General features: G+C 57.8%; 19 protein-coding genes. 6 read left to right on the forward strand and 13 right to left on the reverse strand.

The genetic code is table 11. The features are described 5' to 3' along the window. Window positions 1–86: 86 nt before the first annotated feature. Both AC1EKG_RS06220 and AC1EKG_RS06225 read left to right on the forward strand, forming a co-directional pair. Window positions 87–923 carry an aldo/keto reductase gene (locus tag AC1EKG_RS06220; RefSeq protein ID WP_004807646.1) on the forward strand — a complete coding sequence of 279 codons (837 nt, stop codon included), beginning with the start codon at window positions 87–89 and terminating at the stop codon, window positions 921–923. Window positions 924–1,218: 295 nt separating this feature from the next. Continuing rightward, complete coding sequence (locus tag AC1EKG_RS06225; protein ID WP_004807644.1) at window positions 1,219–2,709, forward strand: DUF1846 domain-containing protein; 1,491 nt, start codon at window positions 1,219–1,221, stop codon at window positions 2,707–2,709. Between the two features lie 54 nt (window positions 2,710–2,763). Here AC1EKG_RS06225 and AC1EKG_RS06230 read toward each other — a convergent pair whose 3' ends face one another. The 11 genes from AC1EKG_RS06230 to aroD form a co-directional block, all read right to left on the reverse strand. Then, the gene (locus tag AC1EKG_RS06230) at window positions 2,764–3,531 is read right to left on the reverse strand and encodes a glutathione binding-like protein (RefSeq protein ID WP_004807642.1); all 768 of its coding nucleotides are present in this window, start codon (window positions 3,529–3,531) and stop codon (window positions 2,764–2,766) included. Window positions 3,532–3,581: 50 nt separating this feature from the next. Further along, entirely contained in the window at window positions 3,582–4,181 is a 600-nt protein-coding gene (locus AC1EKG_RS06235) for a biotin transporter BioY (RefSeq protein ID WP_004807641.1), read from the reverse strand. Then, complete coding sequence (locus AC1EKG_RS06240; protein ID WP_004807639.1) at window positions 4,178–4,645, reverse strand: holo-ACP synthase; 468 nt, start codon at window positions 4,643–4,645, stop codon at window positions 4,178–4,180. The genes AC1EKG_RS06235 and AC1EKG_RS06240 overlap by 4 nt, the downstream gene beginning before the upstream one ends. Beyond that, window positions 4,645–10,161, reverse strand: coding sequence for an acyltransferase domain-containing protein (locus AC1EKG_RS06245; RefSeq protein ID WP_481067783.1), 5,517 nt, complete (start codon window positions 10,159–10,161; stop codon window positions 4,645–4,647). Before AC1EKG_RS06245 ends, AC1EKG_RS06240 begins: the two co-directional genes overlap by 1 nt. Then, window positions 10,158–13,661 carry a fatty acid synthase subunit beta domain-containing protein gene (locus AC1EKG_RS06250; RefSeq protein WP_481067784.1) on the reverse strand — a complete coding sequence of 1,168 codons (3,504 nt, stop codon included), beginning with the start codon at window positions 13,659–13,661 and terminating at the stop codon, window positions 10,158–10,160. The genes AC1EKG_RS06245 and AC1EKG_RS06250 overlap by 4 nt, the downstream gene beginning before the upstream one ends. 20 nt (window positions 13,662–13,681) lie before the next feature. After that, entirely contained in the window at window positions 13,682–15,241 is a 1,560-nt protein-coding gene (locus AC1EKG_RS06255; protein WP_004807632.1) for an acyl-CoA carboxylase subunit beta, read from the reverse strand. After that, a complete protein-coding gene (locus AC1EKG_RS06260) occupies window positions 15,238–16,992 on the reverse strand; it encodes an acetyl/propionyl/methylcrotonyl-CoA carboxylase subunit alpha (RefSeq protein WP_004807630.1) in 1,755 nt (584 codons plus the stop codon). The genes AC1EKG_RS06255 and AC1EKG_RS06260 overlap by 4 nt, the downstream gene beginning before the upstream one ends. Beyond that, complete coding sequence (locus AC1EKG_RS06265) at window positions 16,989–17,702, reverse strand: biotin--[acetyl-CoA-carboxylase] ligase (RefSeq protein WP_004807628.1); 714 nt, start codon at window positions 17,700–17,702, stop codon at window positions 16,989–16,991. Before AC1EKG_RS06265 ends, AC1EKG_RS06260 begins: the two co-directional genes overlap by 4 nt. Window positions 17,703–17,841: 139 nt before the next feature. Next, complete coding sequence (locus AC1EKG_RS06270) at window positions 17,842–18,465, reverse strand: TetR/AcrR family transcriptional regulator (RefSeq protein WP_004807627.1); 624 nt, start codon at window positions 18,463–18,465, stop codon at window positions 17,842–17,844. 2 nt (window positions 18,466–18,467) lie between these two features. Continuing rightward, window positions 18,468–19,304, reverse strand: a complete 837-nt coding sequence (locus AC1EKG_RS06275; protein WP_004807625.1) for an inositol monophosphatase family protein — start codon at window positions 19,302–19,304, stop codon at window positions 18,468–18,470. Between the two features lie 47 nt (window positions 19,305–19,351). Beyond that, a complete protein-coding gene (aroD, locus tag AC1EKG_RS06280; RefSeq protein WP_048706855.1) occupies window positions 19,352–20,041 on the reverse strand; it encodes a type I 3-dehydroquinate dehydratase in 690 nt (229 codons plus the stop codon). Window positions 20,042–20,074: 33 nt separating this feature from the next. Here aroD and AC1EKG_RS06285 point away from each other — a divergent pair, with 33 nt between their 5' ends. Both AC1EKG_RS06285 and AC1EKG_RS06290 read left to right on the forward strand, forming a co-directional pair. Next, a complete protein-coding gene (locus AC1EKG_RS06285; RefSeq protein ID WP_004807622.1) occupies window positions 20,075–20,536 on the forward strand; it encodes a fluoride efflux transporter FluC in 462 nt (153 codons plus the stop codon). Between the two features lies 1 nt (window position 20,537). Further along, complete coding sequence (locus AC1EKG_RS06290) at window positions 20,538–20,915, forward strand: fluoride efflux transporter FluC (RefSeq protein ID WP_004807619.1); 378 nt, start codon at window positions 20,538–20,540, stop codon at window positions 20,913–20,915. Window positions 20,916–20,987: 72 nt separating this feature from the next. On the opposite strand, the gene AC1EKG_RS06295 is transcribed toward AC1EKG_RS06290, so the two are convergent. Next, a complete protein-coding gene (locus AC1EKG_RS06295) occupies window positions 20,988–23,981 on the reverse strand; it encodes a UPF0182 family membrane protein (protein WP_004807616.1) in 2,994 nt (997 codons plus the stop codon). 146 nt (window positions 23,982–24,127) lie between these two features. Between AC1EKG_RS06295 and AC1EKG_RS06300 the strand changes: the two genes are divergently transcribed. Beyond that, window positions 24,128–24,667, forward strand: coding sequence for a PPA1309 family protein (locus AC1EKG_RS06300; protein ID WP_004807614.1), 540 nt, complete (start codon window positions 24,128–24,130; stop codon window positions 24,665–24,667). A gap of 3 nt (window positions 24,668–24,670) precedes the next feature. Here the strand turns inward: AC1EKG_RS06300 and AC1EKG_RS06305 are convergent, their stop codons facing one another. Then, window positions 24,671–25,747: a YlbL family protein gene (locus AC1EKG_RS06305; protein WP_004807612.1), complete on the reverse strand. Its 1,077-nt coding sequence runs from the start codon at window positions 25,745–25,747 to the stop codon at window positions 24,671–24,673. A 108-nt stretch (window positions 25,748–25,855) separates the two neighbouring features. On the opposite strand from AC1EKG_RS06305, the gene AC1EKG_RS06310 reads away from it, so the two are divergent. Beyond that, window positions 25,856–26,557, forward strand: a complete 702-nt coding sequence (locus AC1EKG_RS06310; RefSeq protein ID WP_481067785.1) for a DUF6318 family protein — start codon at window positions 25,856–25,858, stop codon at window positions 26,555–26,557. Window positions 26,558–26,829 lie beyond the last annotated feature (272 nt).

Raw genomic sequence — 26,829 nt, forward strand, 5'->3', positions numbered from 1 at the left:
GCTATTTTGGAGCGACACTTCGTCTGCTGGCGAAAACCTCTTCCGTCACCAAGCGAGATGCCCATCACAGATGAAAGACTGGGCACATGAGCGAAATTCCAAACATCAAACTAAACGACGGCAATTTGATCCCCCAACTAGGATTCGGCGTTTTCAAAGTGGACGAAAACGACGCAGAGCGCGTAGTCTCCGAAGCTTTAGAAGCCGGCTACCGCCACATTGATACCGCGAAGATCTACGGCAACGAAGAGGGCGTAGGACGCGCCATCGAGAAGTCTGGCATCGACCGCTCCGAACTATTCATCACTACCAAGCTGTGGAACGACGATCAGAAGAATCCAAAGGACGCACTGGATGCGTCGCTGGAACGCCTAGGCCTTGACTATGTAGACCTCTACCTAATCCACTGGCCATGTGAAAAGCAGGGCGCCTATGTAGATGCTTGGGAGGAACTAGGCAAGCAGCGGGAAGCGGGCCTTGTAAAGTCCATCGGCGTGTGCAACTTCCTGCCCAAGCACCTGGACAACCTACTCAGCCCCGGTGGGGAGCCAATTGTCCCGGTGGTAAACCAGATCGAACTGCACCCCACCTACCAGCAGCGCGAAGTAACCGAGTACTGCCGTTCCCGCGGGATCGAGATTGAGGCGTGGGGCCCACTCGGACAGGGCAAGTACGATCTGTTCAACGAAGAGCCCATCGCCCAGGCCGCCAAGGCCCACGGCAAGACTCCTGCCCAGGTGGTGCTGCGTTGGCACATTCAGGAAGGCAACATCATCTTCCCGAAGACCTCTCATAAAGAACGCATGGTCGAAAACATGGACATCTTCGATTTCGAGCTGACCGACGAAGAATTTTTGAAGATCCACGACCTGGAACGTGGTAACCGCGTTGCCGCTCATCCCGACGAAGTCGATGTTGACTAATTCGAGGTGGTTCCTGGCGCTAAGGCTGACGGTGTTCGCCGCCCTCATTGTGGTGAGCATCGTCAGGCTTTGCCGCGGCTCCACTTTTAGTTCTTGGGTACTACTTATAGCAGGCATAATATTCGAGCTGATAGCACTGGCAGATTTGGCTAAATTAGGCCGAAAAGAGCGCAAAGATACAAAACCGTAGAAGTCGTTAAGAACACGCTAGCTGAGCTACCGCTTACCCAAAATCCATTTGTATACTTGTTAGGGCTCAACTGAGGCCCCATAGTGACGATCTATTGGAGGACAGTTGAGTCAAATAGGATTCGACCGTAGCAAGTACATTTCTCTACAATCTCAGCACATTGCCAAGAGGCGCAATGAAATTGGGGGCAAGCTGTACCTGGAAATGGGCGGCAAGCTCTTTGACGACATGCATGCGTCGCGAGTGCTTCCAGGGTTTACGCCTGACAACAAGATTGCCATGCTTGAGCAGCTCAAAGACGACCTGGAGATTCTGGTCGTTATCAACGCCAAAGACGTGGCCCGCGGCAAAGTGCGAGCGGATCTAAACATCCCTTATGAAGAGGACGTGCTGCGCCTGATCGACGTGTTCCGCGAACGCGGCTTCCTAGCCGAAAACGTGGTAATGACGCAGATGGAGGACGACAACAAACCTGCTCATGCATTCAAGCAGCGTCTAGAAAAGCTGGGGTTGAAGGTAGCCCGCCACCGCACAATCAAGGGTTACCCGGCCGACATCGCCCACGTTGTTTCGGATGAAGGTCTTGGCAAGAACGACTTTGTGCAGACTTCAAGGGATTTGGTAATCGTCACTGCTCCAGGTCCCGGATCCGGGAAAATGGCTACCTGCCTATCTCAGATCTTCCATGAATACAAGCGCGGCACCAAGGCAGGATACGCGAAGTTTGAAACCTTCCCCATTTGGAATATTCCTCTAGATCACCCGGTCAACCTGGCTTACGAGGCCGCTACCGCCGACCTCGACGACGTGAACATGATTGACCCCTATCACCTGCAGGCTTACGGCAAGCAGGCAGTAAATTACAACCGCGATGTGGAAGTTTACCCGCTCCTGCACCAGTTGCTTACCCAGCTGACGGGGGAATGCCCATACCAGTCCCCCACCGACATGGGAGTCAATATGGCAGGCAACTGCATTAGCGACGACGAGGTATGCCGCTATGCTGCAAAACAAGAGGTAATCCGGCGCTACTACAAGGCGCTAGTAGCCGAGCGCAGGGAAGAGCGCGAACCACTTGAGTCCAAGCGCATTGCGATCGTCATGTCCAAGCTCGGCATTGGCAAATCCGATCGGCCAGTAGTGCCTCCAGCCGTGGAATTGGCAGCCAAAACTGGCGCTCCGGCCTCGGCATTAGAACTGCACGACGGAACCATCGTCACCGGCAAGACCTCTGCCTTGCTAGGGTGCTCCGCGGCTATGCTGCTGAACGCACTCAAGCTGCTGGCAGGCATTGACAAGTCAGTAGACCTGCTTGCTCCCTCCTCTATTACTCCTATCCAGACGCTGAAGACCGAGCACCTAGGCTCGCGCAACCCCCGCCTACACACAGACGAGGTGCTCATCGCCCTTTCCGTGTCAGCGGCTTCTGATCCCAATGCTGCTGCAGCACTGGGAAAGCTGAAGGAACTGCGCGGCTGTCAGGTTCACACCACCACCATTTTGGGGACGGTCGACGAAGGTATCTTCCGCAACTTGGATATTCAGGTGACCTCCGAACCTGAATACCAGAAGAAGGCGCTTTACCAGAAGCGATAAGGCATGAAAAGATGCGGGAGTCCTACGGGGCTCCCGCACCTTTTGGTTAATATTTCAGCTCAGGTGAAGAACTTTTGCCTCGGCCTCGCTGACCCATCCCTCAAGTGAACAAAGCTGCTTGAAGTAGCGGGCCACTCCCGGCGTATCGGCAAATGCCCCATGGATCGAGGAAGCAAACGGGCCCATCGTCGCGACCATCTCTAAAGTCGTGAACAACCTAATGTCGCTTCCCCGCACCTCTTCACCGGTCAGATACGTGTTCTCTTGCAACCTCAGATCGATCTTTTGCAGATACGACACGATCGATTCTTTAGCCGCAGCTACCTCGTCTGGATCCTCAGAATGGTTGATCGGATAGGCTTTGCTGTTTACCTTCTGGTGAATTTCCTGGTCGAGGTCGGCTAGCTGATCCCGCATCGAGGCGGGGTATAGGTCTGGTGCGCCCTCTTTGTGGAACTGCTTCCACTGGGTTGCCAGGTCAATAAGTAGGTCGGCAGACTCATTGGCAACGATCTTGGACGTTGTTAGGTCTACAAGCGCCGGCACCGTGGTTGAATCGCCGGGATTCCAATCCTGTTGGCGCCGGTAGAGTTCACGGGCCGTGCGCACCCGTAATGTTTCGTCGAAGCCACACCCCGAATCAAAAATAAAGCCGTCGGCGCCAGTGCCAACAGACTCCGAGATGGCGATCGCATCTGTCAGGCCCAAAATACGCCGAGCTATTGCTACCCGGCGACACCATGGGCAGGTGGGCGAAACTACTAGGTGGTAGCGGCCCGCTTCAGGGATTAGTTCTTCACCGAAACGCAAAGATTGAATCATTGTTCCTCCTTGCCCCGATTAAAACAGATGCGAGGCAAGGAGGAGGCAACCTACGAAAGTTTACTTAGCAGCTTCCACGCGGCGGGCATGATAGCTGCGGCGATTATGCACTTGACCGTGTCCCCGATTAGGAAGGGGGTGACGCCAAGATTGATTGCCTCGGCAAAAGACAGCGGCTTCCCGAGGGCGGCCAGCACCATGGCCATGTATGGCACACCGATGGTGTAAGGAATGACGGCCGCTGCGGCAAAGGCTCCGAGCGTCTTGCCGAAGCTCCGATCCCAGCGTCGTTCGGCCATACGACCGCTAACCCAGGCGGAACCGATGAAGGCGATGATATATCCGAAGGACGGCTTCATGAAGGAGGCCGGACCGCCAGTCATGCCGGCGAACCAGGGCACACCTGCCACACCAATCAGTAGATAGAACGTGATGGACAAAGCTCCCCGGCGGGCTCCCAGTGCAGCTCCAACGAGCAGCACAGCAAGTGTTTGTGCCGTAATAGGTACCGGCCACATGGGTACGGATAGTTGTGCCGACAGGCCCACTACCGCGGCGCCTAGAAGAGCCAGGGCGCAGTCTGCGACCCAGCTCTTTCTTGCCGATAGATAGTCAACTAGTACGGTTGGTTTCACAGCTACAGTTTTCATCGTTTTTCCTCACTGCTAGTTACTTGCAAAATTGCGGTGGCATAGGCGGTTGGACCATCGTGGCTTATTGAAATTAGCCAGGTCATTTCTTCGATGGCACAGCAAAGCGATTGCGCTATAGCTCTTTCAAGTTGCCTACTTAGGCGCACATAGGGGCGCCGCCACCGGTCATTCAAAATTTCTATTTGCGGCCATATCTCGGCCGTATCGGCGAGAACGGGGGCGCATCCAAGGAGCGCCGTCGACCACGCTTTTACTACTGCCTCTTTAGCTGCCCAGCGGGCTGCATAAGAGGCAGTTTCCAGCTGCGCTCGCACCTGGGGCGCGAATGCTGCTGAACGTTTAGTCACCACTGCGTGTTCGGCAGCGGAGAATGCTCCTGGTAGGGAGCCGGGCTCGCTCAGCTGCGACGCGAAGGAATCAATATCCACCACGTCGCAGCCGAGCCCCACCACATGGGTCATTACAGGTATTTTCCGTTCAGCTTGAGTCGCGCTGTCGGGTCTAGCAGCAAAGCTGCTTCGGCCTCGTGATCTACCTGTTCGTCGCCGCTGAAACGCCTTGCCACAGGAGCGGCAAACAGCCTTGCCTGCCCACGCATGTTGCGCTGCAGTGCAGACTCACCGGCGGCGAGTCGCTCGTTGGCGCGCTCCAGCCACAAGGCGGCGGCTTGCGCCCCCTGCTCGCTGGTGAGGCGTTCGTAGAACGCACCAGGATGGGCAATAACCACCAGAGCGGATACGTGTCCAAAGCCAAGCGAGGTGAGTACCCCAGCCTTGATGGGCCGGCCAAGGGCCAACGGTTCCCGCAGCCAGACGAGTTCTTCCCACTGGCGCATTACCGGATCGATGCAGTCCAGAGACTGGTTTGCCGGAATTATGCCAGAAGCTATGATTTGGGTAAGACCGACGGCCTGGAACAGTGCAGCCCCTCCCTTCGCGTGCCCAGTCAGTGACTTCTGAGATACCACGTAGAGCGGGTTACCAGCCGAACGCCCCAGAGCCTTAGCGAGCCGCGAGTGCAGTTCCGCCTCGTTCGGGTCGTTCGCGTTTGTGGAGGTGTCGTGCTTAGACACGATCGCAATGTCGTCCTCGGACAAGCCAAGCTTAGAAAGGACGTTAGCCAAGTGGCCTTCGGTTCCTCCGCGGCCAGCGGCGAGCGCGCCCAATCCCGGAGCCGGGATAGAGGTGTGTGCGCCGTCGGCAAACGACCTGGCGTAGGCAAGGACGCCCAGTACTGGCAAGCCCATCTTCGCTGCTACGGAACCGCGAGCAAGGAGTAGCGTGCCACCACCGGCAGCTTCCACAAAACCGCCACGGCGACGGTCGCCCGCCCTCGAGAAGAACCTGGGAGCAATCCCCTTGTCGGCCATCTCCTGCGAGTTGGCGGTCGCATTCATGTCGCCGAAGCCCGTTAGGGATTCAACCGAGATGTCGTCTATACCGCCTGCGATAACGAAGTCGGCCTTGCCGAGGGCGATCTTGTCCACCGCTTCTTCTACCGAAACAGCCGCAGTAGCACACGCCCCTACCGGATGGATCATGGAACCATAACCGCCCACGTAAGACTGCATCGTGTGAGCCGCCACCACGTTTGGCAGTGCTTCCTGCAGGATATCCTGTGGCCTCTCTGCGCCTAGGTAGCGCGAGAGGAAGACCTCACGCAGGGATTCCATACCGCCAATACCAGTGCCCTGAGTCGAAGCGACGTCGGCGGGGTGGACGACATTCAGCAGTTCCTCGGGCGTAAAGCCAGCAGAGGTGAACGCGTCGATGGCGGTAACCAGGTTCCACACGGCAATGCGATCCAGGGCTTCCACCATTCCCGCAGGAATTCCCCAGCGGGAAGGATCGAATCCTTCAGGCAGCTGCCCGCCAACCGTACGCGTAAGAGGCACGAAGGTAGGCACGAGGACCTTAGAACCGGCAGACTTGCGCACCTGCCACTTGCCATCGAAGAAGACCTCCGTATGGGACGGGTCGGCCTGCTTGTAGGCGTCCGCCACCTGCCTAGAATCAACCGCAAAGGTGACCGGGTTCGGCAAGAACATGGTAGTCACGTCGTTAGAGCCGCCCTCGCGAAGAATGGAATCATTCGCAAACGGACGGATGCCACAGCGGGCCACGACCTCGGCCGCGAAACGCTCGTGGATCTGCTCTTCTTGCACCAGTTCGTCATCCTGGTCGTACCAGCCGTATGCGGGAGCATCCTTCCAGGTGAGCAGGCCCATCATCCATGCCAGCTCGATGACTGCGTTAGTCGAGAGGTTGGCGGGCTCAATGCCTCGCTCAGCTTCTAGACGGGTGCGTGCAGAACCCCAGGCGCCGACTTCGCCGGCGCCGACGATGACGACCATATCGTCCAGAGAGGTCTCTACCTTTTCCCACTCGGTTACTGCCTGGCGCGGCAAACGCGGGCTCGGCAGAGCAGGGATGGTCACCGCAGCGGCCTCCGGCTCCGGAGCAGACGAGACTCGTTCCACCTGAGCGGCCAGTTCCGGCAAAGATACCTTGGCATCTGCCAGGCCGCCCGTAAGATCTGCATCTACGGGGGCCTGTTCGGCCTGCGCACGCACCTGCGCCCCTGCTAGGCGAACCAGTTCGTCAGCAATTTCGGCAGTGTCGTATACATGGATGCCAGCCTTCTCGGCAGCGGGGACGATTGCGTCGTTGCCACCCATCAGGTTGGTGCCCTTCACCCACCCAATTCGGGGGTGAGCCAACGTGATGCGATCGGGCCAACCAGTTTCCACCTTCCACTTGTTGCAGATGGCGTCCAAAGCGGCCTTGGCCTCGCCGTACATACCGTCACCACCGAAGGTACCCCGGTTCGGCGAACCGGGCAGAACCACGTGCACCTTATGCCCAATGGCAGTGTCGGCGCCCAGCTGAGCCAGTTCGAAAATCGTAGCTTCCACGCTGGTGACCAGAAGCCTGAATTCATTCAATCCCTTGCGAGGATCTTCGCCCAGGCGACCGAGCACGGACGGAGCAGCAAACGGGAAGGCCAGTGTTGGCAGGAGTGCTGGCTTAGTGACGGTGGTCTTGCCGCCTACGGATTCTCGGCGTTCGCTGCCAACCCACTGCACAAGAGCGGTCACGTCGCGCAGACATGCCATGTTCGCGGGGACGAGCCACAGTGCAGCTTCACCTCGAGCGTGTTCGCGGTATAGTTCCTTGGCCCACTTCAGACGGGCATCGCTGACTCGCGAAGCCGTCATCACGACCGTTGCGCCCCCATGTAGCAGACGCGCTACTACCTGGGCCGCAATGGCCTTCGGCGCTGCCCCCGTAACGAGGGCGACGTCCTGGGCAAATTCGAAGTTAGCAGTGCGTTCCGCCCGCTCGGCTACCGCTTCAAAGAACTCAGGTGTTTTGGAATGACGAGCATACCAACGGGCCTGCGCAGCGATGGTAGCGCCGGCGCCGTCCCAGCGATCGTCTGCATCGCGCTGTTCGCCTCGCTCAATTGCTGCTGCGGCTCGTGCTAAATCTTCGCGGTACAGCGCCCATCGATCATCCAGTAGGACCGCCTTATTGGCGTCAAAGGCGGGTCGAACGAACTTCTGCCAGTCGGTGCCCAACTCGGCTTCTACCGCGCCAAGTAGCTCGGTATCGCTGGTGGGAACTAAGGCAGTTGCCGCAGTTGTACCGAGCTGGTCCAGCACGCTCTTTGCGAGCGAAGCCAAAATACCGTCAGCACCCAGCACGTCCTCGCGCAGCGCATTCAGCTCGGCGGAGTCTACTACCCCGCCTCCGCCGGCGCCGCCAGCCGTAGCCGGAGCAACAGTGACGCCCTCGGCAGCAGCCACCAGCTGCACCGCAGCATCGATGACTTCATCTGCCTGTGCCTTAGAGGAAACCGTCGCCGCCAAACTAGACAGGGAACCACCGCGGACGGAGTCGCCCTCCCTAGTTCCTAAGACAAGCGCCTCGATAACCTTCGGCTCCCAGCCTGCAGGTAGCGCCCAGTAGCTGGACAGGCGAGTGCCCACGTAATCCACGTCGAGGCCGGCGCCCCCTAGAAGGGCACGCAGCTTTGCAGCCACGATGTCAGAGAGGACAGGCCCGAATGGCGCGTAGGAGGACGCCAGGGTACGTACCTTCTGCCGCAGCGTCTTCACGTCTGCTTCTTCTGCCCCATCCACGCCAGGAAGCGACAGTTCCGCAGCGATATCCATGAGCAGCTGATTTCGCTTCGAGGAGATGCCGTTGGTCAGAGTTTCTACCGTGTCAGCATCCTCAACCTGATCCAGGTTGAGCTTGTTCGAATAGGCCAACAGGAACGTGATGCCATCGCCGGCGTCAAAGGAGAGCTCCGGTGCGGCAGCTGCTCCAGCAGGAGCTGGCGCGGGGCTCGAGGGCGCAGCAGGCTCAGCGACGGGCGCTGCCTCTGGGCTCTTCGTTTCAACGGGTGCCTTGGCAGGGGCAGCCGGCACGGCCGGAGCCACCGAAGACACGGTGTCTTTCTGGTATACCCGCTGCGCGTCGCGTTCCACGTTCAAGATGTCGACATGCCTGTCAGACAGTGCCGGCAGCTTCAGAGTCTTATCCGCAAGGTTCGCTAGTGTCGGGGAAGAGGAAAGACCCACCTCGACATACTGCTGTACGCCAAGGCCTCCATCCTCGGGCGCAGAAAGCAGCAGCTGCTGGGTCTCGATCCAGCGGACAGGAGAAGCAAACTGCCACGCCAACAGTTCAATAAGAAGTGTGCGGGCGGCGGCATTGGAGTCAGTGAAACCGTCAGAAAGCAGCTGAGCTACGGCCTCGGAAGGCACTACTTCCAGGATCTCCTTGGCAAAGTCTTCGGTCACTTCGAAGGGGCGAGCCACCAGGTTCGGAATGTACCGCCCTACCAGCTTCTCAACGTCAATGACCTGCGGAATTGCGTCGTCTAGCTTCTGCCGGAACTCATTTACCCCGGGGCGCAGCACCGAAGAATGGAACGGAACGTCAATACCGGGGATCAGCATGAACGGCGGCTTTCCACCCCATGCCTTCGCCCTTGCAGTGGCATCTTCTTCCAAAGCTGCGAGCCCTGCCAGGGTGCCTGCGACGGCGTACTGCGCACCAGCCAGGTTGTAGTTCACGATTTCAAGGAACTGCCCGCTCTTCTTCGCAACCGAAGCCACGTAGTCGCGGATGCCCTCGTCAGTGACACCAAACTGGTTCGGGCGCAATGCGCCCATTGCGTAGTTAGACCGCCCCTGCGAATCGCGCTCCACCAGGTGATGCATTGCAGAACCACGCTGGTAAACAATCTCGATTACCTTCTCGAGCGGGAAAATATCCGCACAGGCAGCAAGCGCGTTGTATTCGCCTAGCGAGTGACCAGCATACTTAGCCCCCTCGAGGAATACGCCCTCTTCCTTGAGCCGCTCAGTCTGCGCGTATGCCAAAGTGGCAAGGGCAACCTGGGTGAACTGAGTCAGGTTCATGACCCCACGCGGGTGGCGATAAGTTTCGCCAGCTACCTTCAGTTCAGTCGGATTCTCCTGGGCAATAGTCAGAATCGAGAAGCCGAGCCTGGTGCGAGTGAAACGATCCGCCCGCTGCCATACCTGCCGGGCACTCTTCGACTGCAACCGATCGTCCTGGCCCATCCCCTGCTTCTGAATACCCTGACCTGGGTAAACATAGGCGGTAACCGGAGCCTTAGTGACAGCGGTACCTCGAGAGACGAGCTCGTCACCAATCTTGCAAGTGGCTTCCAAAATCAGGCCGCCGGAACGGACCCGGCCAACGCGCTCAACCGAGATAGAGATCTGGTCGTTCAAATTGACCATGCCGAACATCTCGTAGGTCCACGAAGTGATCGTGTGCCCAGCCTGCTTATCCAGTTCTGCCTCGATGACGTGCTGGGAAGTAGCCGACAGCCACATGCCGTGCACGAGCGGAGCCTTCAGCCCAGCCATCCGCGCTGCGGAATAAGAAGTATGAATCGGGTTGAAGTCGCCAGAAACATTAGCAAACGGGGTCATCTCGGCAGGAGCCTGTATACCTGCACGCGCCGCAGCAGCAGGCGCGGGGTATCGTCCACCTCAGTGTCGTATGGCAGCGGAGCCGGGCTTGCCGGATCCGAAGTGGAGACTCGCCCTCTGATGGCAAAGCGTTCGATGAGCTGAGCAAATTCTTTATCACCATCGAAGAGGGACACTTCCACGCGGACCAGACGACCGGAAGAAGATTCCTCTACCGCTGCACACCGGCCTACTGTGTGAACGCGCTTGCCAAATGGCACCTCTGCCTTCAAGCGAACCGTGTGGTCTAGGTGAACTGCGTTAATGAGGCCCTCAATAACCGGGTAATCACCGTAGGTTGCAGTACCCAGCGCGCCGTAAATAGTGGGCCAGCAAGGACCAACCAGTGCGTCCGGCACCCAGGGGGCCAGCTCGCCCTCAAGCGCGGCACCGGTAACCGCACTATGGGCAGCGCCCAGGTTCTGGCCAAGCAGGAATTCATCGCGTACTTCGCCAAAGCCCGCTCCAGCAACGATCTGCGGCATCTGCTCAATTGCTTCGCCGGAGGTAGCGATAGAACCAACGCCCGCAGCCCCAGCCAGCAGCTTGAAGGCGGTAGTAGACATGCGTTCCATGTCCACGACCGGGTAACCGCCACGAGCGCAGCTCTCCGGCAGCGACAGGGGCAGTTCGAGGGCGGGCACCGCGTAAGGCGGATTGTCCATGCCGTCCCAGATGCTATCGCAGGCAATAACCAGGGTCAGGCCGTCCTCGTCTTCCCGCAGGGAACACTGGGATGGAGAGTGCCGGAACGGGTTTTCTACCAAGTTGCCGTTCCATTCGAGCAGCGGAGTTGCGGCCAGGAACGCGCGCACGTCAGCTGCTTCAGCCAGACGTGCGTAGATGGGGCGGGCTTGGCCCTCAATCTGTGAAAGCACGCCCTGTTCGTAGCGGGCAAACATGTCTGCAATCGGTTCGTCGATGCGATCGATTGCGCCCACAGACAGCGGGCCGGGGATGATGCGGACGGCGTCGGCAGAGAAGCGCTCGTCGTGGGACTGCCAAAGAGTGTCCCTCCCCCACCAGCGGGCGATCTGGGTGTCGATCACCGGCACGAAAGGCATCGGCTTGACGTACTTGCGGCACAGATCAATAAACCATGCCGCATCTGTAGCGATGACCTTGATGTCGCGTGCCGACGGATATGCTGCCAGAAGCTTTTCGAGGGCGGCAGGCCCGTCCTCGATGTCTTCTAGATTCGGGAATAGGGTTTCGACTTCGCCGTGATCGGCTTCGGTTAGGCGAGCCTCGATGTGCCGGAACAGGTCCCAGACGCGGTCATTCCAGGTGGGGTCTGCCCAGGGGTAGCACAATTCGATAGTGCGGCTTGCCCACTGCGCATAGGTCATCTTTTCCAAATCCCCGAAGTAGGGCTTGGCGGTCTTGTTGATCGCTTCGATTACCTCATCGCGCCGCTTTTCGAGTTCGACGGCGTCGGTGCCAATCTGGTGAATTAGACGCGATGCCTTAGCAGAGGAGTTTTCAATCTCGTACATGTCCGCGTCCAGGTGGGACAGCCCGGAGGTGATGCCGCCGCGTTCCTCGCCGCGACCAATCCACCCTTCAGAAATACCGGGGGTGTCTTTCAGCAATTGCTTCACAGCGGCCGAGGTCGTAGCTTCCTTCACGGTCATGGCTGCGGTACCAACCATCACGGCATCCACTGGCATCGGCGGACGGCCGTAGGCCAGAGACCACTTGCCGCAAATGTATTCAGCGGCCTTCTCCGGGGTGCCGATGCCTCCGCCGACGGCTAGCACTACGCGCCCTGCCTTGCGGATGTCATGGTAGGTAGCGAGCAGCAGTTCGTCTAGGGACTGCCAGGAGTGGTGTCCGCCGGCAGCTCCGTCCTCGACCTGCATGATGATGTCGCGCTCCGGCGCGGCCTTCGCAATGGCGAGCACCTGGCGGATTTGTTCCACGGTACCAGGCTTGAAGCAGACGTAAGAGAAGCCTTCTGCGCCTAGAGTTTCGAGTAGCTTGGTTGCTTCTTCGACTTCCGGAATACCCGCCGAGATAGTTACGCCGTTGACTGCGGCTCCGTTCGCGCGGGCTTTCGGGACAATCCGCTGAACCCCAAACTGGAGGTTCCACATGTAGCGGTCGAAGAACATGGAGTTGAATTGTGCGGCGCGGCCGGGCTGAAGCAAAGCAGAGAGCTTGTTCAAGTTGCTTTCTAGCACTTCTGGCGAATACTGGCCGCCACCAGCAAGTTCCGCCCAGTAACCGCCGTTCGCGGCTGCGGCAACAATTCCGGCATCGACCGTGGTGGGGGTCATTGCCGGAAGCATGATTGGGCTGTAGCCGGTCAGGCGAGTGAACTTAGTCGAAACGCTCACTTTGCCGTCCGGAAGCTGGTTCAGCCTCGGGGCGAAATCGGTGTAATCGAGCGGGGCGGGCACGACGAAGCCAGGCGTGTCTAGATCCTGGCGGGCGCTCTCCTCGCCGGCGTCTACTACTCCACTGCCGGAACCGGCCAGAAGAGGGGCGGTGATTTGCGCGAGGACGGGGCCGGGGCCAACGTTGATGAACCACTTTGCACCCTGGTTGTGGGCCTCTTCAAGGACTTGCGGCCACTTGGTGGGCGCGACCAGAATGGCATGTGCCAGACGACGGGCGAAGTCGGTGTCAATGCCGCACTTGGCCGCCCATTCGCTTACTTCTTCGACCGCTTCTACAAGGAGTTTATTGTGGAATGGGACGGCCACTTCGAGCTGATCCACCTGTAGATTGATCAGGTTGCCGCCGCTGCGGTGCTGGGTAATGGAGGCATTGAATTCCTCTACCTTGTTTTCCAGCCGGGCCAGAGCTACTTCCAGGTCACGAGGACGCCCCGAAAGCACGCATGCCTTGTCACCGTTGTAGACGGCAAGCGAGACCGAGTCGGTGCATACTTCCTCGACAAAACGCAGGTCTACCCCTCGCAGGGACATCATGGGGGTGGTATCGGCTGTCCCAAGAGCCCCCTTCAGAGCAGTGGCTCGGGCAGCAGCGGTGCCAACGAGCAGGGACAGTGCCAACACGTCGACTACTTCTTCCTGCTTGCCGGCGGCGTATGCGCGGGCGAGCTCGGCACCCAACACGCCCTGGGAGTGGCCGAGAAAGGCAAGCGGTGCCTTCTCGCGCAATGCCAGCGAAGATTGTGCCAGCGCGACTACCGCACCGTACTGGGTCAAAGTGATGCCGGGTACCGAAAGGGGGGCGTCAATGTACTTCTTGTCCGCGCTAACACCCTCGCCCCCAAAGAGAGCTTCCAGACGGTCTAGCGCACCCGGAGCAGCCGTTGCAATCTGCAATGCAAGAGGCGAAACCTTTTCCTTCGCCTTCTGCCAAGAAGCGCCCACTTCCTTCGCAATGGAAGAGCTGTGCAACAGGGCAGATAGCTGAGGTCCCCACGCACTTCCCTGACCGCCGAAAATTAGGGCGTAGGGTGCGTTCAAATCTTCAAAAAACGATTTCATTTACAATCCATTCCTATGCCCTACAGGGGCGCGTTGTCGTGATACTTAGAGGTCTGATACGACCGGGCTTTCCGCTCTAGTACGGACAGGGAGCGGATAATTGTGGATCTTGTGTTCTTGGGGTTGATTAGGGAATCTAACTCTCCCTTTTCCAACGACAGATTCGGTCCGATTGCCTCGCGCTGGTACTGCTCCTGGTAGAGGCGCCGCTGCTCAGCAACGTCTATTCCCTCTTGTCCGGCAGCGCGCAGCTGCTTGCGGAAAATGATGTCTACCGCGCCCTCGGATCCCATCACCGCAATCTCGGTTTGCGGCCATGAGAAATTGAAGTCAGCGCCTAACGACTTGGACCCCATGACGATGTAGGCTCCCCCGTAAGCTTTCCGCAAAATGACCGTTACCAGTGGGACAGTTGCCGTAGCGTAGGCGGTGATTAGCTTTGCGCCACGCCTAATGATGCCGGCCCGTTCCTGCTCGGTACCGGGACGGTACCCCGGAACGTCAACCAACGTAACTACCGGCAGGCCGAAGGCATCACAAAAACGCACGAAACGAGCGGCTTTCTCGGACGCATTCACGTCCAATGTGCCCGCGTCAAAGGCCGGCTGATTTGCCACTATGCCAACCGAACGGCCATCAAAGCAGGCGAATCCCACCACTATGGAACGGCCAAATAGTTCCTGTATTTCCACAAATTCGCCGTAGTCAGCCAACGCCTCGATGACTTCGATAATGTCGTAGGGCTGCTTCGCCGAGGACGGCACCAAGTCTCCGACGCGGGCTGCTAGTGCCTCGCCCTCAAGATCAGGCTCATAGTCATACCTAGGGACCTCTTCTTCACAGTGCAACGGCAAATAGGTGAAGACAGAACGGGCGAATTGCAACGCATCCTCTTCGTCCTCAGCGAGGTAGTGGGCCACCCCAGAAACGGTGTTATGCAAGTCGCCCCCACCTAAATCCTCTGAAGAGACGTCCTCGCCAGTGACCGCTCGCACAACCTTCGGACCAGTAACAAACATATAGGAAGACCGCTTCGTCATAATGATGAAGTCGGTAAGGGCAGGCCCATAAACAGCGCCGCCAGCACACGGCCCCAAAATCACCGAAATCTGGGGCACAATCCCAGAGGCTTCAGAAATCTTTTTAAAAATGTTGCCGTACTGCGCCAGGGCCGCAACGCCCTCCTGAATGCGCGCACCACCAGAATCCAGCAGCGCGAACACGGGGATGCGAAGGCGCAACGCCTCATCAATAAGATGACAAATCTTGCGCCCTTCAACCTCGCCCAGCGTACCTCCCTTCACGGAAAAGTCCTGCGAATACACCGCGACGGGACGCCCGCTAATCTGACCAAACCCAGTGATCACGGCACACCCCAAGTAGGAGGCATCAATATTGCCGCCCGCAAAGGTGTGAATCTCTTGGAAACTCCCCTCGTCTACCAGCTGATTGATGCGCTCGCGGGCAGTTCCCCGCCCCTTCGCATGCTGGCGCTCGCGGGCACGCTCCTCAGCCTTATCCGTCAGCTGTTCGACGCGCTTGGCAACCTTGTTGCGATCGATATCAACGGTGGGGTTCATTCTTCCTCTCCCACTCTTACGATGACCTGTCCGGAAGCCACGGTGTCCCCCTGGCTGACCAAGCACCGCGCGATCCCAGCCGCCGGCGCGTACAGGTATTTCTCCATTTTCATTGCTTCAATGACAGCTACCAGGTCGCCCTCTTCGACCTTCTGGCCGTCCTCTACCGCCACCCTGACAACGGTGGCCTGCATTGGTGAAACGACCGCACCCGAGTCATCGCTGGTAGTTGCCACCGCAGTGGTCTTGCGTGCTCCGCGCAGCGGCTGGCGAGGGCGCACTGGCCCTGCCGGGCCGGCGGATCCAAAGACCGCGAGCGCTTTTTCGTCGAGGACGACGCTGTGGCGCCGCCCGTCAATTTCGAGGGCCATCTTTACCGGCGCCACTGTCTTTGCATCGCTTGCTTTGAAGGGCTCCAGCCCCAAAGAATCGACTACGTGGTTCTCGTCGAACCACGAGGTGTAGTGGTGTACGTTCGCAAATATTGCGGAACTGAGTACCTTTTCGAATACCGGTTTAGAGGTGGGTACCCCTTCAACGCGGGTCTCGGCGAGGGCTCGGAGCAGACGCGCGATCGCCTGGTCGCGGGTGGGCGCATGGACGGTAATTTTGCCGATGAGCGAATCGAAGTTTTGGCCAATTACCGAACCTGGCTCTAGGAATGAGTCGATACGAACACCGGCGCCTCCTGGCCAGGAAAGCGAATGCACTCGCCCAGTTGCGGGGGCCAGGTCTGCTCCCGGGTCTTCCGCGGTAATGCGAATTTCGATTGCGTGACCGCGCACGGCAGGAACTTCGCTTAGGGTTTCGTGGCGGGCGATCCGAATCTGCTCGGCCACTAAATCGAGCCCGGTGACTTCTTCGGATACCGTGTGCTCTACCTGCAACCTGGGGTTGACTTCCAGGAAATAGGCCTGTCCGTCGCAGACCAGGAATTCGCACGTCCCCACCCCGACGTAGCCGGCCTGTTCAAACAGTCGCTTCGACCAGTCGGTGAGGTTCTGTTCGATTCCTTCCGGTAGCAAGGGCGCGGGGGCCTCTTCAACCAGCTTCTGATTTCGGCGCTGTACCGAGCAGTCGCGGGTGGAAACTACGGCGAAGTTTCCTTCTACGTCCCGCATGCACTGTGTCTCGACGTGGCGGGCGTGCTCGCAAATCTTTTCTAAGAAAGTAAGTTCCAGTGCTTCTGGGGAACTGACCGAGTAGTAATCGGTTAGATCTTTCCGGGACCGGATGCGGATAATTCCGCGCCCACCACCGCCGTCGGCTCGCTTGAGCAGCACCGGATACCCGATCTGTTCGGCTAGGGCGGCCGCTTCGGCCTCGGTGCGCACGGGGCCTGCCGAACCTGGAATTGTGGGCACATTGGCATCTTTCGCTAGTGCACGCGCATCAATCTTATCGCCGAGGGCGTGGATTACCTCCGCTTTCGGCCCGATCCAGGTGATGCCCGCTTCCGCGACTTTGCGTGCAAACTCAGCGTTCTCGGAAAGGAACCCGTAGCCGGGGTGAATAGCGTCAGCACCGGATTTGCGAGCTACCTCAAGGACGGCGTCGTGGTTTAAGTAGGTGTCTCCTGCGCGGAGTCCGCCCAGGGCATATGCTTCGTCAGCTTCTCTGACAGCAAGGGTATTGATGTCTTCATCCGCGTAACAGGCCACTGATTTCAGGCCCATTTCCCTGACCGTGCGAACCACTCTGAGGGCGATTTCACCGCGGTTGGCAATAAGGATCTTCTCTAATTTTTTCATTTCAGGCCCTTTACGATCTCGGCATCACCGCAGGTAATGAGCTTTTCCTTGCCCTGGTCTTCTACCAGCACCAAGGCGCCAGAATCGGTAATGTCCGTTGCAATAGCAGGGGCAATCAATCCTGCCGGGGTGTGTACTTGGATGCGCACGCCAAACAGGGCACGCTGGCGGTATAGGGCGGCCGCTTCTGGGCCAGGTTTTACGGTAGTAAAGATCTTCTTCAGACTCTCGCTCAGTGTTCGCGCCATTTCCTCGACGCTGGGAGGGGCAATGACCTGGGAAAGAGAAGCCGTGGGCCGATCAACGTCGGGGGCCTGCGTAAGGTTCAGTCCGACGCCCACTACGAACTGTCCGGGCCCGTGCAGCTCAGTAAGAATGCCGCATACCTTCCCACCGTCTAGCAGCAGATCGTTCGGCCACTTCAGTGTTGGCCTCACACCGTACTGCCAGATCGCTTCCTGGGTAGCAATACCGGCAAGCAGCGTAACCCAGCCGTATTCGTCCACACTGTATTCGGGAAGATGAAGGTACGTAGACGCGTAAAGACCGCGGTCCCTGCCGGACACCCAAGTCCGTCCCATGCGCCCACGACCAGCAGTCTGAGAATGGGCAACCAACATTTCAAACGGTTCTGCGCCCTCGTCAATGCGCTCCGCCATCACATCTTGCGTGGAGCCTACCTCAGACAGAAAAGTAATCTTGGAGCTCAATGCTTCTTCCTTCCGGTGTCTTATCGCTAGACATTCTTCGGAAGGAAGCTGCTTCACTCAAATACCATTCGGTATCTGTGGTCCATCATTACCGCTGCCCATGGCTGGTTTGCGGCAGTTTTAAGCTGTTTTGTACGACCTAGTGGCCCTCGGTAGCGGCATAAATTAAAGTCAGCAACATGTTGATCACATCAGCCGCTGGCTCCGTGTGCACTAGCGGTTCACCTTTCAACGCAGTGCGCATGGCCCCAATGTTGGCAGCGCGAAGCGCCACCCCAACAACCGCATGCGCTAGCGGAATAGCGTCGACGACCAAATGCCGGTGGGTAGCTTTGGCAATAGTCTGCAACACGGCTGCAATCTTCTGGATGAACTCGGCATTTATGTAGGCCAGGCGCATCCCCCACTTCGGGTCGCGTACCGAACGGTTCAGCAATTCGGAATGCAGCACGTAAAAATCACGATCAAGCTGTAGTACCTGCAAAACCTCGTCGAGCAACTTCTCCATAGTTGCCTCACTGGGATCCTGCTGCCGCCAGCCTTCCACGGTCTCGGTAAGCCCATCTATGAGGCGGGCGTATTCGTCCTCGGCAAGGGCTTCGAACAGTTCATCTTTAGTGGAGAAATTCGAATAAAAGGCACCCCTGGTAAAGCCTGCCTTGGAGCAGATCTTCTCGAGTGAACACCCTTCTATGCCCTGGGAAACTACTATCTGCCTTGTGGCATCGATCAGTTTGTTCGCAGTCTCAAACTCTGATGCCACTTTTACTCCCAGTAAGTAGACGAAATTCTCTGGTTAAAAATATTAGCCAACGTGGGGTTTGCAGCCGTAAGCATATGTTCGCATGCCGGACCGCCTTGCCCGTCGCTCACGAGGGCACCCGCTTCCTTACAGATCAAGCTGCCCGCCGCTAGATCCCACGGTTGCAACGTTTCTTCGTAGAAAATGTCTACCGCGCCGGAGGCAAGGGCGCACAGGTCGAGGGCGGCGCTCCCCCTTCTGTAGACATCTGCGACATCTGCGGTCACCGTCGCAAGAAACTTGCCTTGCCTGGCCCTCACCTGCGCATCGTAAGCGAACCCGGTAGCCACCAGAGCCAGGTCTAGATCCTGCAGGGAGGAGACATGAATTGGGGTGTCACCCAAGTAGGCTCCCGCGCCGGCGCCAGCATGGTACAGCCTGCCCGTACCGATCTCGGCTACCACTCCTACTACGGGCACCCAGGTAGTCGGATCTACGGAACCGTACACGCAAGAAATAGATACTGCCGCGGGGGCGACTTCGCGAATGAAATTCACAGTGCCATCGATCGGATCTATGATCCAGAACAGGCCCGTATTGCCGCCTTCGATCCCCGCTTCCTCGCCCATGAGGCCGTCATCGGGACGGACCTGCTTGAGGCGCTGCCTAATTAGGGATTCGACCTCGCGATCGACCTGGGTTACCGGATCCACCGGCGAAGACTTGGTCTGGGCAAGAACATTCTTGCCCTCACTTGCGCGTTTTGCTGCCAACTGGGCGGCCTGAATAGCAACGTCTTTGGCGTGCGCCCACAGCCCGTCCCTGGTAGCTTCCGAAATTGGCAACGAATAGGATTCCATGTGTTAAGGTTCCCACATCAAAAACATTTTTTTGCGCAAAATGCGGCTTAGTCACAAATAATCTGCCGGAGTTGATCTACCCGCAGCTGCCCTGGAGCGGAAGCATTTCCAGCTGCAGCGAAGGTGGCACAATTGCCGAAATCGGGCCCGGCCAGCCTAGATAGCTGCCCCACCTTCCCCATGGCAATACCTATAAGGGGCCTATTTATTTCGGCGGCTGTTAGGCGGAGCGCTTCTAGGACGGTAAGCACGTCCTTTCCACCATGTGGCATGAGTGCAACCTTGCACACGTCGGCGCCCAGCTCGCTGGCGTCCGCAAATTTTTCGCAGATCTTTTCTACCGAGGGCGTAGCCGCAAAATCGTGGAACGAGCCCACTACCTTGCACCCCACTTCGTGCGCGCGTTGCACCAGGGTGGCCGCCGCGGGATGGTCTACTTGTACATCGATGGCCTCAGGACTTTGCGCTAGCAAGCGGGTGACTGTTTCTTCGTAAAGGGCGTCGGGGCATTTGCCGCCCTCGGATTCAGAACGCACGGTGGCCAAAATTGGGCGCCTGCCGCGCACTGCTTGCAGCAGTTCCTCCCATTCGGTGGGGGCCAGGTCGGCGCGCACCTCTACAATGTCGCATTCTGATTCGAGTGCTAGGCGCACGTCCTCGGCAGATGCCACAGCCACGATAATTTTGGCTCGCCCACTGCCCAACGCGACGTCTGCCAGGTAAACTTCCCTCACCATTCCCCCTATATTGCATTGCGATAACCTGAGTTTATGCGCTTTGGAAAAAATCCTGCGCTCTGGCACGTGTGGAGCCTGAAAAATATCGCGCTAGTGGCAACTGGCGGTTTTTTCGGAACACTAGCCAGGGCACTCTTTGACCTGTTGGAACAGAACCTTCCCCTAGATTGGCTAGTGGTTCCCTGGTCGACAGCCATTGTCAATGTACTTGGGGCTTTTCTGCTCGGCTTTATTGCCGGGCGGGCAGCTCGTGCCCGCGAGAACCGCATCTCCAGTGTCTTCGACAAGTACTATTTGCTGTTCGGCACTGGGTTCATGGGATCTTTCACTACCTTTTCTTCTTTCGCCCTTGCCATGTCCAATTCCGCGCAAGGGCCATCACTGTCTGCAATTGTTGAGGGCGGGGCCATAATTTCGCTGGGACTGGCTGCGGCGATCTCCGGCCTTCTTTGTGGGCAGATCGGTTTGTCCTGGTTGATCAGGGTAAGGGATTAGCATGATACCTTCCGTCATACTTCTACTCGGCGCCTCTCTGGCGGGCGCGCTAGGAGCGGTCTGCCGCTACTGCATTGATGCGCTCACCAAAGTATTTTGGTCTATGGCAGGAACAGTCCTTGTTAACATGGTCGGCTGCTTTCTGATAGGCATCGTTGCTGCGCTCTCGGCTGATGGGCCACTTGGGGCCTCGGGACACTACCTGCTTGCCACCGGTTTTCTAGGTGGTTTCACCACTTTTTCAACTGCCATGTTAGAGGCGGTCAATGCCATAAGAGGAGGCAAAGTCGCCCGCGGGTTGGCGCTGGCAATCTTGCCGGTGATCCTAGGGATGGCACTGTGTGCTGCGGGCATCGCACTGGCCAATACTTGGCTGTAGTTCTGTAGTTTTTTCGCAATAAAATAAGGATCCGAGCCGAAGCCCGGATCCTTATTTTATTGTACGCGCCGGCTACTTGGTTTTAGCTTTTGCCCGCTCCTGGTCAGCCTTTACGGCCTCCTCAAGAGCCTTCTTGAGCGCTTCTTGCGACTTGCCGTATTCGCTCCAATTCTGGTTAGACAGGGCCTTTCCGCCCGAGTCCAGGGCAGCCTTGGCATCCTGCAAGGCGCTTTGCAGCTTCTGGTCTGCACTCTGCTCAACCTTTTCGGCAGTGGGCTTCTTTGCACCCTCGCCGCCAATTACCGATGAGGTCGACGCTGCGGCGTCACCGCCAAAGACCTGGTTCAGAGATTCTTCCAGCGTAGACGCGAAGCCTACCTTGTCACCGAACGAGGTCAGGACGGAACGCAGCTGCGGGTAGGAAGTGGTACCTGTTGACTGCACGTAGACCGGTTGGATGTACAGCAGGCCGCCACCAACTGGCAAAGTCAGCAGGTTGCCACGCAAAACCTTGGTGCCCTGCTGGTCCTGCAAGTTCAATTCCTTCGATACCCGTTGATCCGAGTTGAAGTTGTTCTGTACCTGCCCGGGCCCAGGGACCGTAGTCGAGGACGGCAGCGCCATCAGACGCAGCTTGCCATATCCTTCTCGGACCTTGCCGGCCTCAGAACCGGTTTCGGAATCCACTGCCAGGAATCCTGCCATTGCTGCACGCTTCGATCCGCCACCGGGAATAAACACCGAGGTGAGCGAGAATTCAGCGCTGGGCTGCGAAGGCATCTTCATGGTCAGGTAGTACGGCGGCTGCACCGGAGCAGACTCGTTCTTTGGTACCGACACCGTGGGATCTTCAGACAGCTTCCACTGGTCGCCACCGGTGTAGAACTTTTCAGCTTGGGTGACGTGATAGGTCTCTAGCAGTTTGCGCTGCACCTTGAATAGGTCCTCTGGGTAGCGCAGGTGTGCCATAAGGTCGCCGGAGATCTCTGAGATCGGCTTGATCTTTCCGGGGAAAACCTTTTGCCAGGTGCGCAGCACCGGATCCTGCTTGTCCCACTGGTACAGCGAGACGGAGCCGTCGTAGGCATCCACCACGGCCTTCACCGAGTTGCGCATGTAGTTGATCTGGCTGCGCGGAGTGAACTGCTCCTCGTCGTTAGTACGCGAATCGTCAGTGACAGAATCTACCGATACGTGTTCTGCGTACGGATACGCGTTCGAGGTTGTGTACCCGTCCACGATCCAAACCAGACGCTTCGGCGTCTTCGGGTCCCCATCCACGTCAACCACTGCCGGGTACGGCTTGCGGTCCAGCGTCAGGTATGGGGCGGCCTTTGCCACGCGCAAGGACGGATCGCGATCGTAGAGGATCTGCGACTTCTCGTTTACCTGGTCACTGAAGAACAGGTCAGTGGACTGGAATCGCAGAGCATACAGGAACTTGTTCCAGAAGTTTCCAAGCGAAGGACCACCATTGCCCTGGAAGGTGTTGTTTACCTGGCCTGATTCCGCATTGTCGTCTGGATAGTCGAGTTCCTGCGGGGCACTGCCCTTGGGCGCCCCCACGACGGAATACTGCGGGCTTTGCGGCGAGAAGTAGATGCGCGGTTCATAGTCGCCCATCTTGCCGCGGGAAGGAATCGAATGTTCCCAGTAAGCCGGTAGCCCGTCCGGGGTGACCTTGTTGCCGAAAGCTGCCACTGCGCCGAAGCCGTGAGTGTAGACCGTGTGATCGTTAACCCACGTACGCTGCCCTTGCGAGAGACCTTCCTGGTTTATATCGCGAACCGCGATCACCGTGTCTGCCTTTTCGCCATCTACCTTATAGCGGTCGACGGCGAACTGCTCTGGGAAGGTGTAATAGGGGCGTGACTGCTGTAATTGCCGCACGGTCGGGGAAATGATCTCGGGGTCTAGCAGACGGATTTGCGAGGTCGAAGCCTGGTCTTCCGCCAACTGTCCGGCCTCGGCCTTTGTTGTTGCCGAGGTGGTCTTGTATTCCAGATCGTCCATGCCGAACGCCGCTAAAGTAGCGTCGATGTTGTGCTGAATGTAGGTAGATTCCAGTGCCTTCGCGTTCGGATCCACCTTGAAACGTTGCATCAGCATCGGGTAGCCGAAGCCAATTACCAGTGAGGACACCACTAGAACGACCAGGCCCGCAACGGGAAGGCGCCAGGTGCCTTTGAATGCCGCCACAAAGAACAGAATGGCGATCAGCGCACTGATCACGGCCAGGATGGTATTCGCCGGCAGCGCCGCGTTAATGTCCGTGTACATTGCGCCATCTGTAGGCCCACCTTGCTGCGCCAGCATGTTAAAACGCCCAACGATGTAGCGCAGTCCCACCAGCAGCGACAAGATGCCAGCGAGGATGCCCAGGTGAATACGAGCACCACGCCGCACGTGCACCTTCGGGGTTACTTGAATTGCCCCACCCAAGTAGTAGATGACCGCGGTCGCCACGGCCGCAGTTGCGACCATTGCAAGAGTTGCCGAGGACAACAAGTCTAGAAGCGGCAACTGGAATGTGAAGAAGGATAGGTCAAATCCCCAAATAGGATCCTTCTTGCCGAAGGGGGTGGAATTCAACGCCACCTGCAGCACGCTCCACGAAGGAGCCAATTTCAGCACGGAATAGATGCCCACTAGCGCAGCGATGCCGAAGGTAAATATTTTCGGGTGAGAGATGATCTGGCGTGAATACTCAGATACCGACGCGGCAGAGCGCCCCGGTTTCATAGAGCGCACCGCCAAGAAAATATTCACTACGACGATCACAAACGCCAGCACAAAGCCGACCAATCCCATCAGGGCCGCCGAGCCCCACTGGGTGAACAGGATCTGCAAATACCCGAGCTGCTTGTACCACAAGACCTCGGTCCAGAGCCCTGCCATCAGGACGATGAACAGCAACAACGCTGCCAAAATTATTACGGTAATACCAAGCGGTCCCGGTTTCTTGAACTTTGGCAACTGCGGTTTTGCCGCACTGGAGCGGCCTGCCCGCCCTTTACCAAAATTCCCAAAATCCGGGAAGCCGGGAAACTGATTGTTAGAACTCACAGCTTTCCTAGTGCGTAGGGGTTAAAATCACTCCTATTGTTTCACGTTTTGTTCCCTGTCCTCCAACTAGTTGGAGCTGGGCCCGCTACGTTCACACCAGGCTTAACGAATTGGGCAGGAATGTTAGATAGTGGCACTATTTAGGCATGGATATAGCCCCAGAAGCACTAGCTGCAGCAATCTACGACATTGAGCGGGAACTCGCCGGCCTCGGCTGGAACCAGGCCCCTTCCCTCTTCGCCCTCGTTCCTACCCGCTTTGTTCTGGAGCAGGGCGAGGCGTTGGATGACGACTCAAAACAGAAGCTGACCATGCTCCTGGAGTCCTCGCCAGATAACCTGACGGCTGTCTTACAAGAGAACGTGTCTGAAGATATTGGGGACATGCTTGCACGCATTGAATGGCCGCCGATGGTCGAGGGCGCAGCAGTGGCTATGGAGCGCATCATCGTTCCCCCACAGGTCGAGGCCGAAGCTCCTGAAGATCCGCAGGAGCGCACCGAGTTCTTGATGTCCCACCCGGATCGAGACGAGGTCCGCATGGTAGCTGGCGCGCTTCGCTCCGGCGCCTCTTTTACTGCTGTGCGCACCCGCTCTCACGACAGCGAGGATCAGGTAGTAGCTTCCTCCGGGTTGGTACCAGATCTAGAGAAGGCGCTGCTAGCCACTTTCGCACCCTCTGCATAGCGGCTACTTCGTGGAGCAGGTTGGGAGCGCATCAACCTTGCCCTTCCCAATGCTTTCCACCGCCGCGCGAGCATCGGTCAAAGTATCTATGCGAACTACTCGCATTCCTTTGGGTATCGCCCCATTAGTGTCCGCACAGTTCTGTCTTGGGACCAGGAAGTACCTTGCCCCATCTGCGTAGGCACCAGCCATCTTCTGGGGCACACCAGAAATAGCTTCGACCTCGCCATCCATGCGAATGGCTCCCGTGCCGGCAATCTGCTTGCCGCCAGTCATCGCGCCCGGGGTCAGCTGATCAATAATCCCGAGGGCGAACATAGTTCCGGCGCTGGGTCCACCAACGTCAGCCAGGGCAATATTCACCTTTACCGGCAGTTTCACATCGGGCTTTAGGACGACCCCCATAACGGAGCCTCGTCTACCTTCGGCCTTGGAAGTGCGCACAGCAACATCCTGGTCCCTACCAGCGCGACGCACCTTAACCGTCACCACTTTCTTAGGCGGCACCTTCTTCAGAAAAGCGAACAGGGAGCCGGCAGTATCAGTGGTTACAGAATTACCGCCCTCGGAAATTCTAAGAATCTTATCGCCCTTTTTCAGCTTGCCGTCAGCATCGGTACCTTTGGCAACATGCATGATCTCGAAGATGGCGGGCACCTTGTAACCGAGCTCGGCAAGAGCCGCAGCCTCCGCATTCTGCTGGGAGCCCTGCATCTGCGCCGCCGCGGCCTGTTCGATCTGCTCGCGGGTAACATTCTTGGGAAACACTTCCTCTTCCGGAGTTATCTGGCTGTGCCCGCGCAAGTACGCCGCCACTAATTCGGCCAGAGACACGTTAGCGCCAGGTCCCCCACGCATCGACACGGTTACCATCCGCAGCGACCCGGAGGTGGGATACGTTGTCGCCCCCGACACGGAAATCACCTTTTTGTCTCCCTGCTTTTCCAACACGTTAAAAGTGGGCCCGGGACTCTCGATCACGTACGGTAACGGCACTGCCACCGCAGCGATTGCAGCAACCGCCACAGCAGCTACACCTAGAGCAGACTTCTTGCGATACCAAGGACGTTTTTCTTCCACGGCCCCATTGTGCCAAGATTTCTTATCCCTTACCTAAAAAGAGCCTATGTACTGGACATTCTGCGCGTTACTGTTGCAGCGGAGACAGCGGCGCGATATCTATAAAGTGTGAGACATACAACATCACATTTTTTAGCTATCGCAACCGCCATAACCCTGCTATGCACAGGGTGCATCATCACGCCTTTTAGCTCCGACAGCGACGACTCTTCCCCAACAGAGGAATCAACCACCCGGTCGAGTAGCGACCACGACCACAACTTCTCAGACAGCGACGAAGGGGACGGGGACTACTCAGAGGAAGAGCGTCAAGAAGACCAGGAGTCCGAAGAATACGGAAATAGTTCGCCAAGCTCTGATCCGACAGCGCGCACCGCTCCCAAACTGCCGGCGAATTTACATGAGAAAAGCAAGACAGGTGCTATTGCCGCCGCTAAATACTTCTTAGAGGCACACTATTACGCAATGAGTACTGGAAATATGGAGCCGCTGGACAGAGTCGCCGAGACGGGTGCCCCCATACAACAGAAATTGCAGGCAATCCGCAAAACGCTAACGGAATACGGGCCAGTAAAAGGGGCCGCAACTTACGGCGAGGTCGCAAACGTACAGCGGCTCAGCGACAGCAGGTATGTCGTCACCATAGCCATTACAGGTTCTCGGTCTACCGGAGAATATATCGTGCACGCTACTTTCAAGTCTGGCAGGTGGCAGATACACGACGTCAACGGAAGACGCACGCCTTCCCGCGACAGTCAGGATCCATACAAGATAGGCCACAAGCAAGCATCGGCAACTAACATCCAGTAGCCGCTCTTGCTGCCCAGGCGGCCCCCTTCCCAAAAATCAGGATAGAGGTCTGTCCGCCTCATTCCCATCGAGGCGCAGCCCGACACAAGAGAAGGCATCGTTGCCTCCGGCGAATATTCTCTAATCAAGATGGAGCCTGGAAGGCATTTGGCCTCCGTGCGGATAGAAGCATAGGGAAAGCTGAGTAAACCCAGCGCCACCGCCATCACTAACTATTCTGCCGCCCCCGATAACTTCTAGAAAAAGCAGTTTTCCACAAGGGCGGCAATACC

This window comes from Winkia sp. C0117E2, assembly GCF_056590455.1.

What these genes read in the sequence shown, in the direction of transcription:
- AC1EKG_RS06220 (WP_004807646.1), top strand. Translation starts at nt 87, where the DNA reads ATGAGCGAAATTCCAAACATCAAACTAAACGACGGCAATTTGATCCCC.
- AC1EKG_RS06230 (WP_004807642.1), bottom strand. Translation starts at nt 3,531, where the DNA reads ATGATTCAATCTTTGCGTTTCGGTGAAGAACTAATCCCTGAAGCGGGC.
- AC1EKG_RS06235 (WP_004807641.1), bottom strand. Translation starts at nt 4,181, where the DNA reads ATGAAAACTGTAGCTGTGAAACCAACCGTACTAGTTGACTATCTATCG.
- AC1EKG_RS06240 (WP_004807639.1), bottom strand. Translation starts at nt 4,645, where the DNA reads ATGACCCATGTGGTGGGGCTCGGCTGCGACGTGGTGGATATTGATTCC.
- AC1EKG_RS06245 (WP_481067783.1), bottom strand. Translation starts at nt 10,161, where the DNA reads ATGACCCCGTTTGCTAATGTTTCTGGCGACTTCAACCCGATTCATACT.
- AC1EKG_RS06250 (WP_481067784.1), bottom strand. Translation starts at nt 13,661, where the DNA reads ATGAAATCGTTTTTTGAAGATTTGAACGCACCCTACGCCCTAATTTTC.
- AC1EKG_RS06255 (WP_004807632.1), bottom strand. Translation starts at nt 15,241, where the DNA reads ATGAACCCCACCGTTGATATCGATCGCAACAAGGTTGCCAAGCGCGTC.
- AC1EKG_RS06260 (WP_004807630.1), bottom strand. Translation starts at nt 16,992, where the DNA reads ATGAAAAAATTAGAGAAGATCCTTATTGCCAACCGCGGTGAAATCGCC.
- AC1EKG_RS06275 (WP_004807625.1), bottom strand. Translation starts at nt 19,304, where the DNA reads ATGGAATCCTATTCGTTGCCAATTTCGGAAGCTACCAGGGACGGGCTG.
- aroD (WP_048706855.1), bottom strand. Translation starts at nt 20,041, where the DNA reads ATGGTGAGGGAAGTTTACCTGGCAGACGTCGCGTTGGGCAGTGGGCGA.
- AC1EKG_RS06285 (WP_004807622.1), top strand. Translation starts at nt 20,075, where the DNA reads ATGCGCTTTGGAAAAAATCCTGCGCTCTGGCACGTGTGGAGCCTGAAA.
- AC1EKG_RS06290 (WP_004807619.1), top strand. Translation starts at nt 20,538, where the DNA reads ATGATACCTTCCGTCATACTTCTACTCGGCGCCTCTCTGGCGGGCGCG.
- AC1EKG_RS06300 (WP_004807614.1), top strand. Translation starts at nt 24,128, where the DNA reads ATGGATATAGCCCCAGAAGCACTAGCTGCAGCAATCTACGACATTGAG.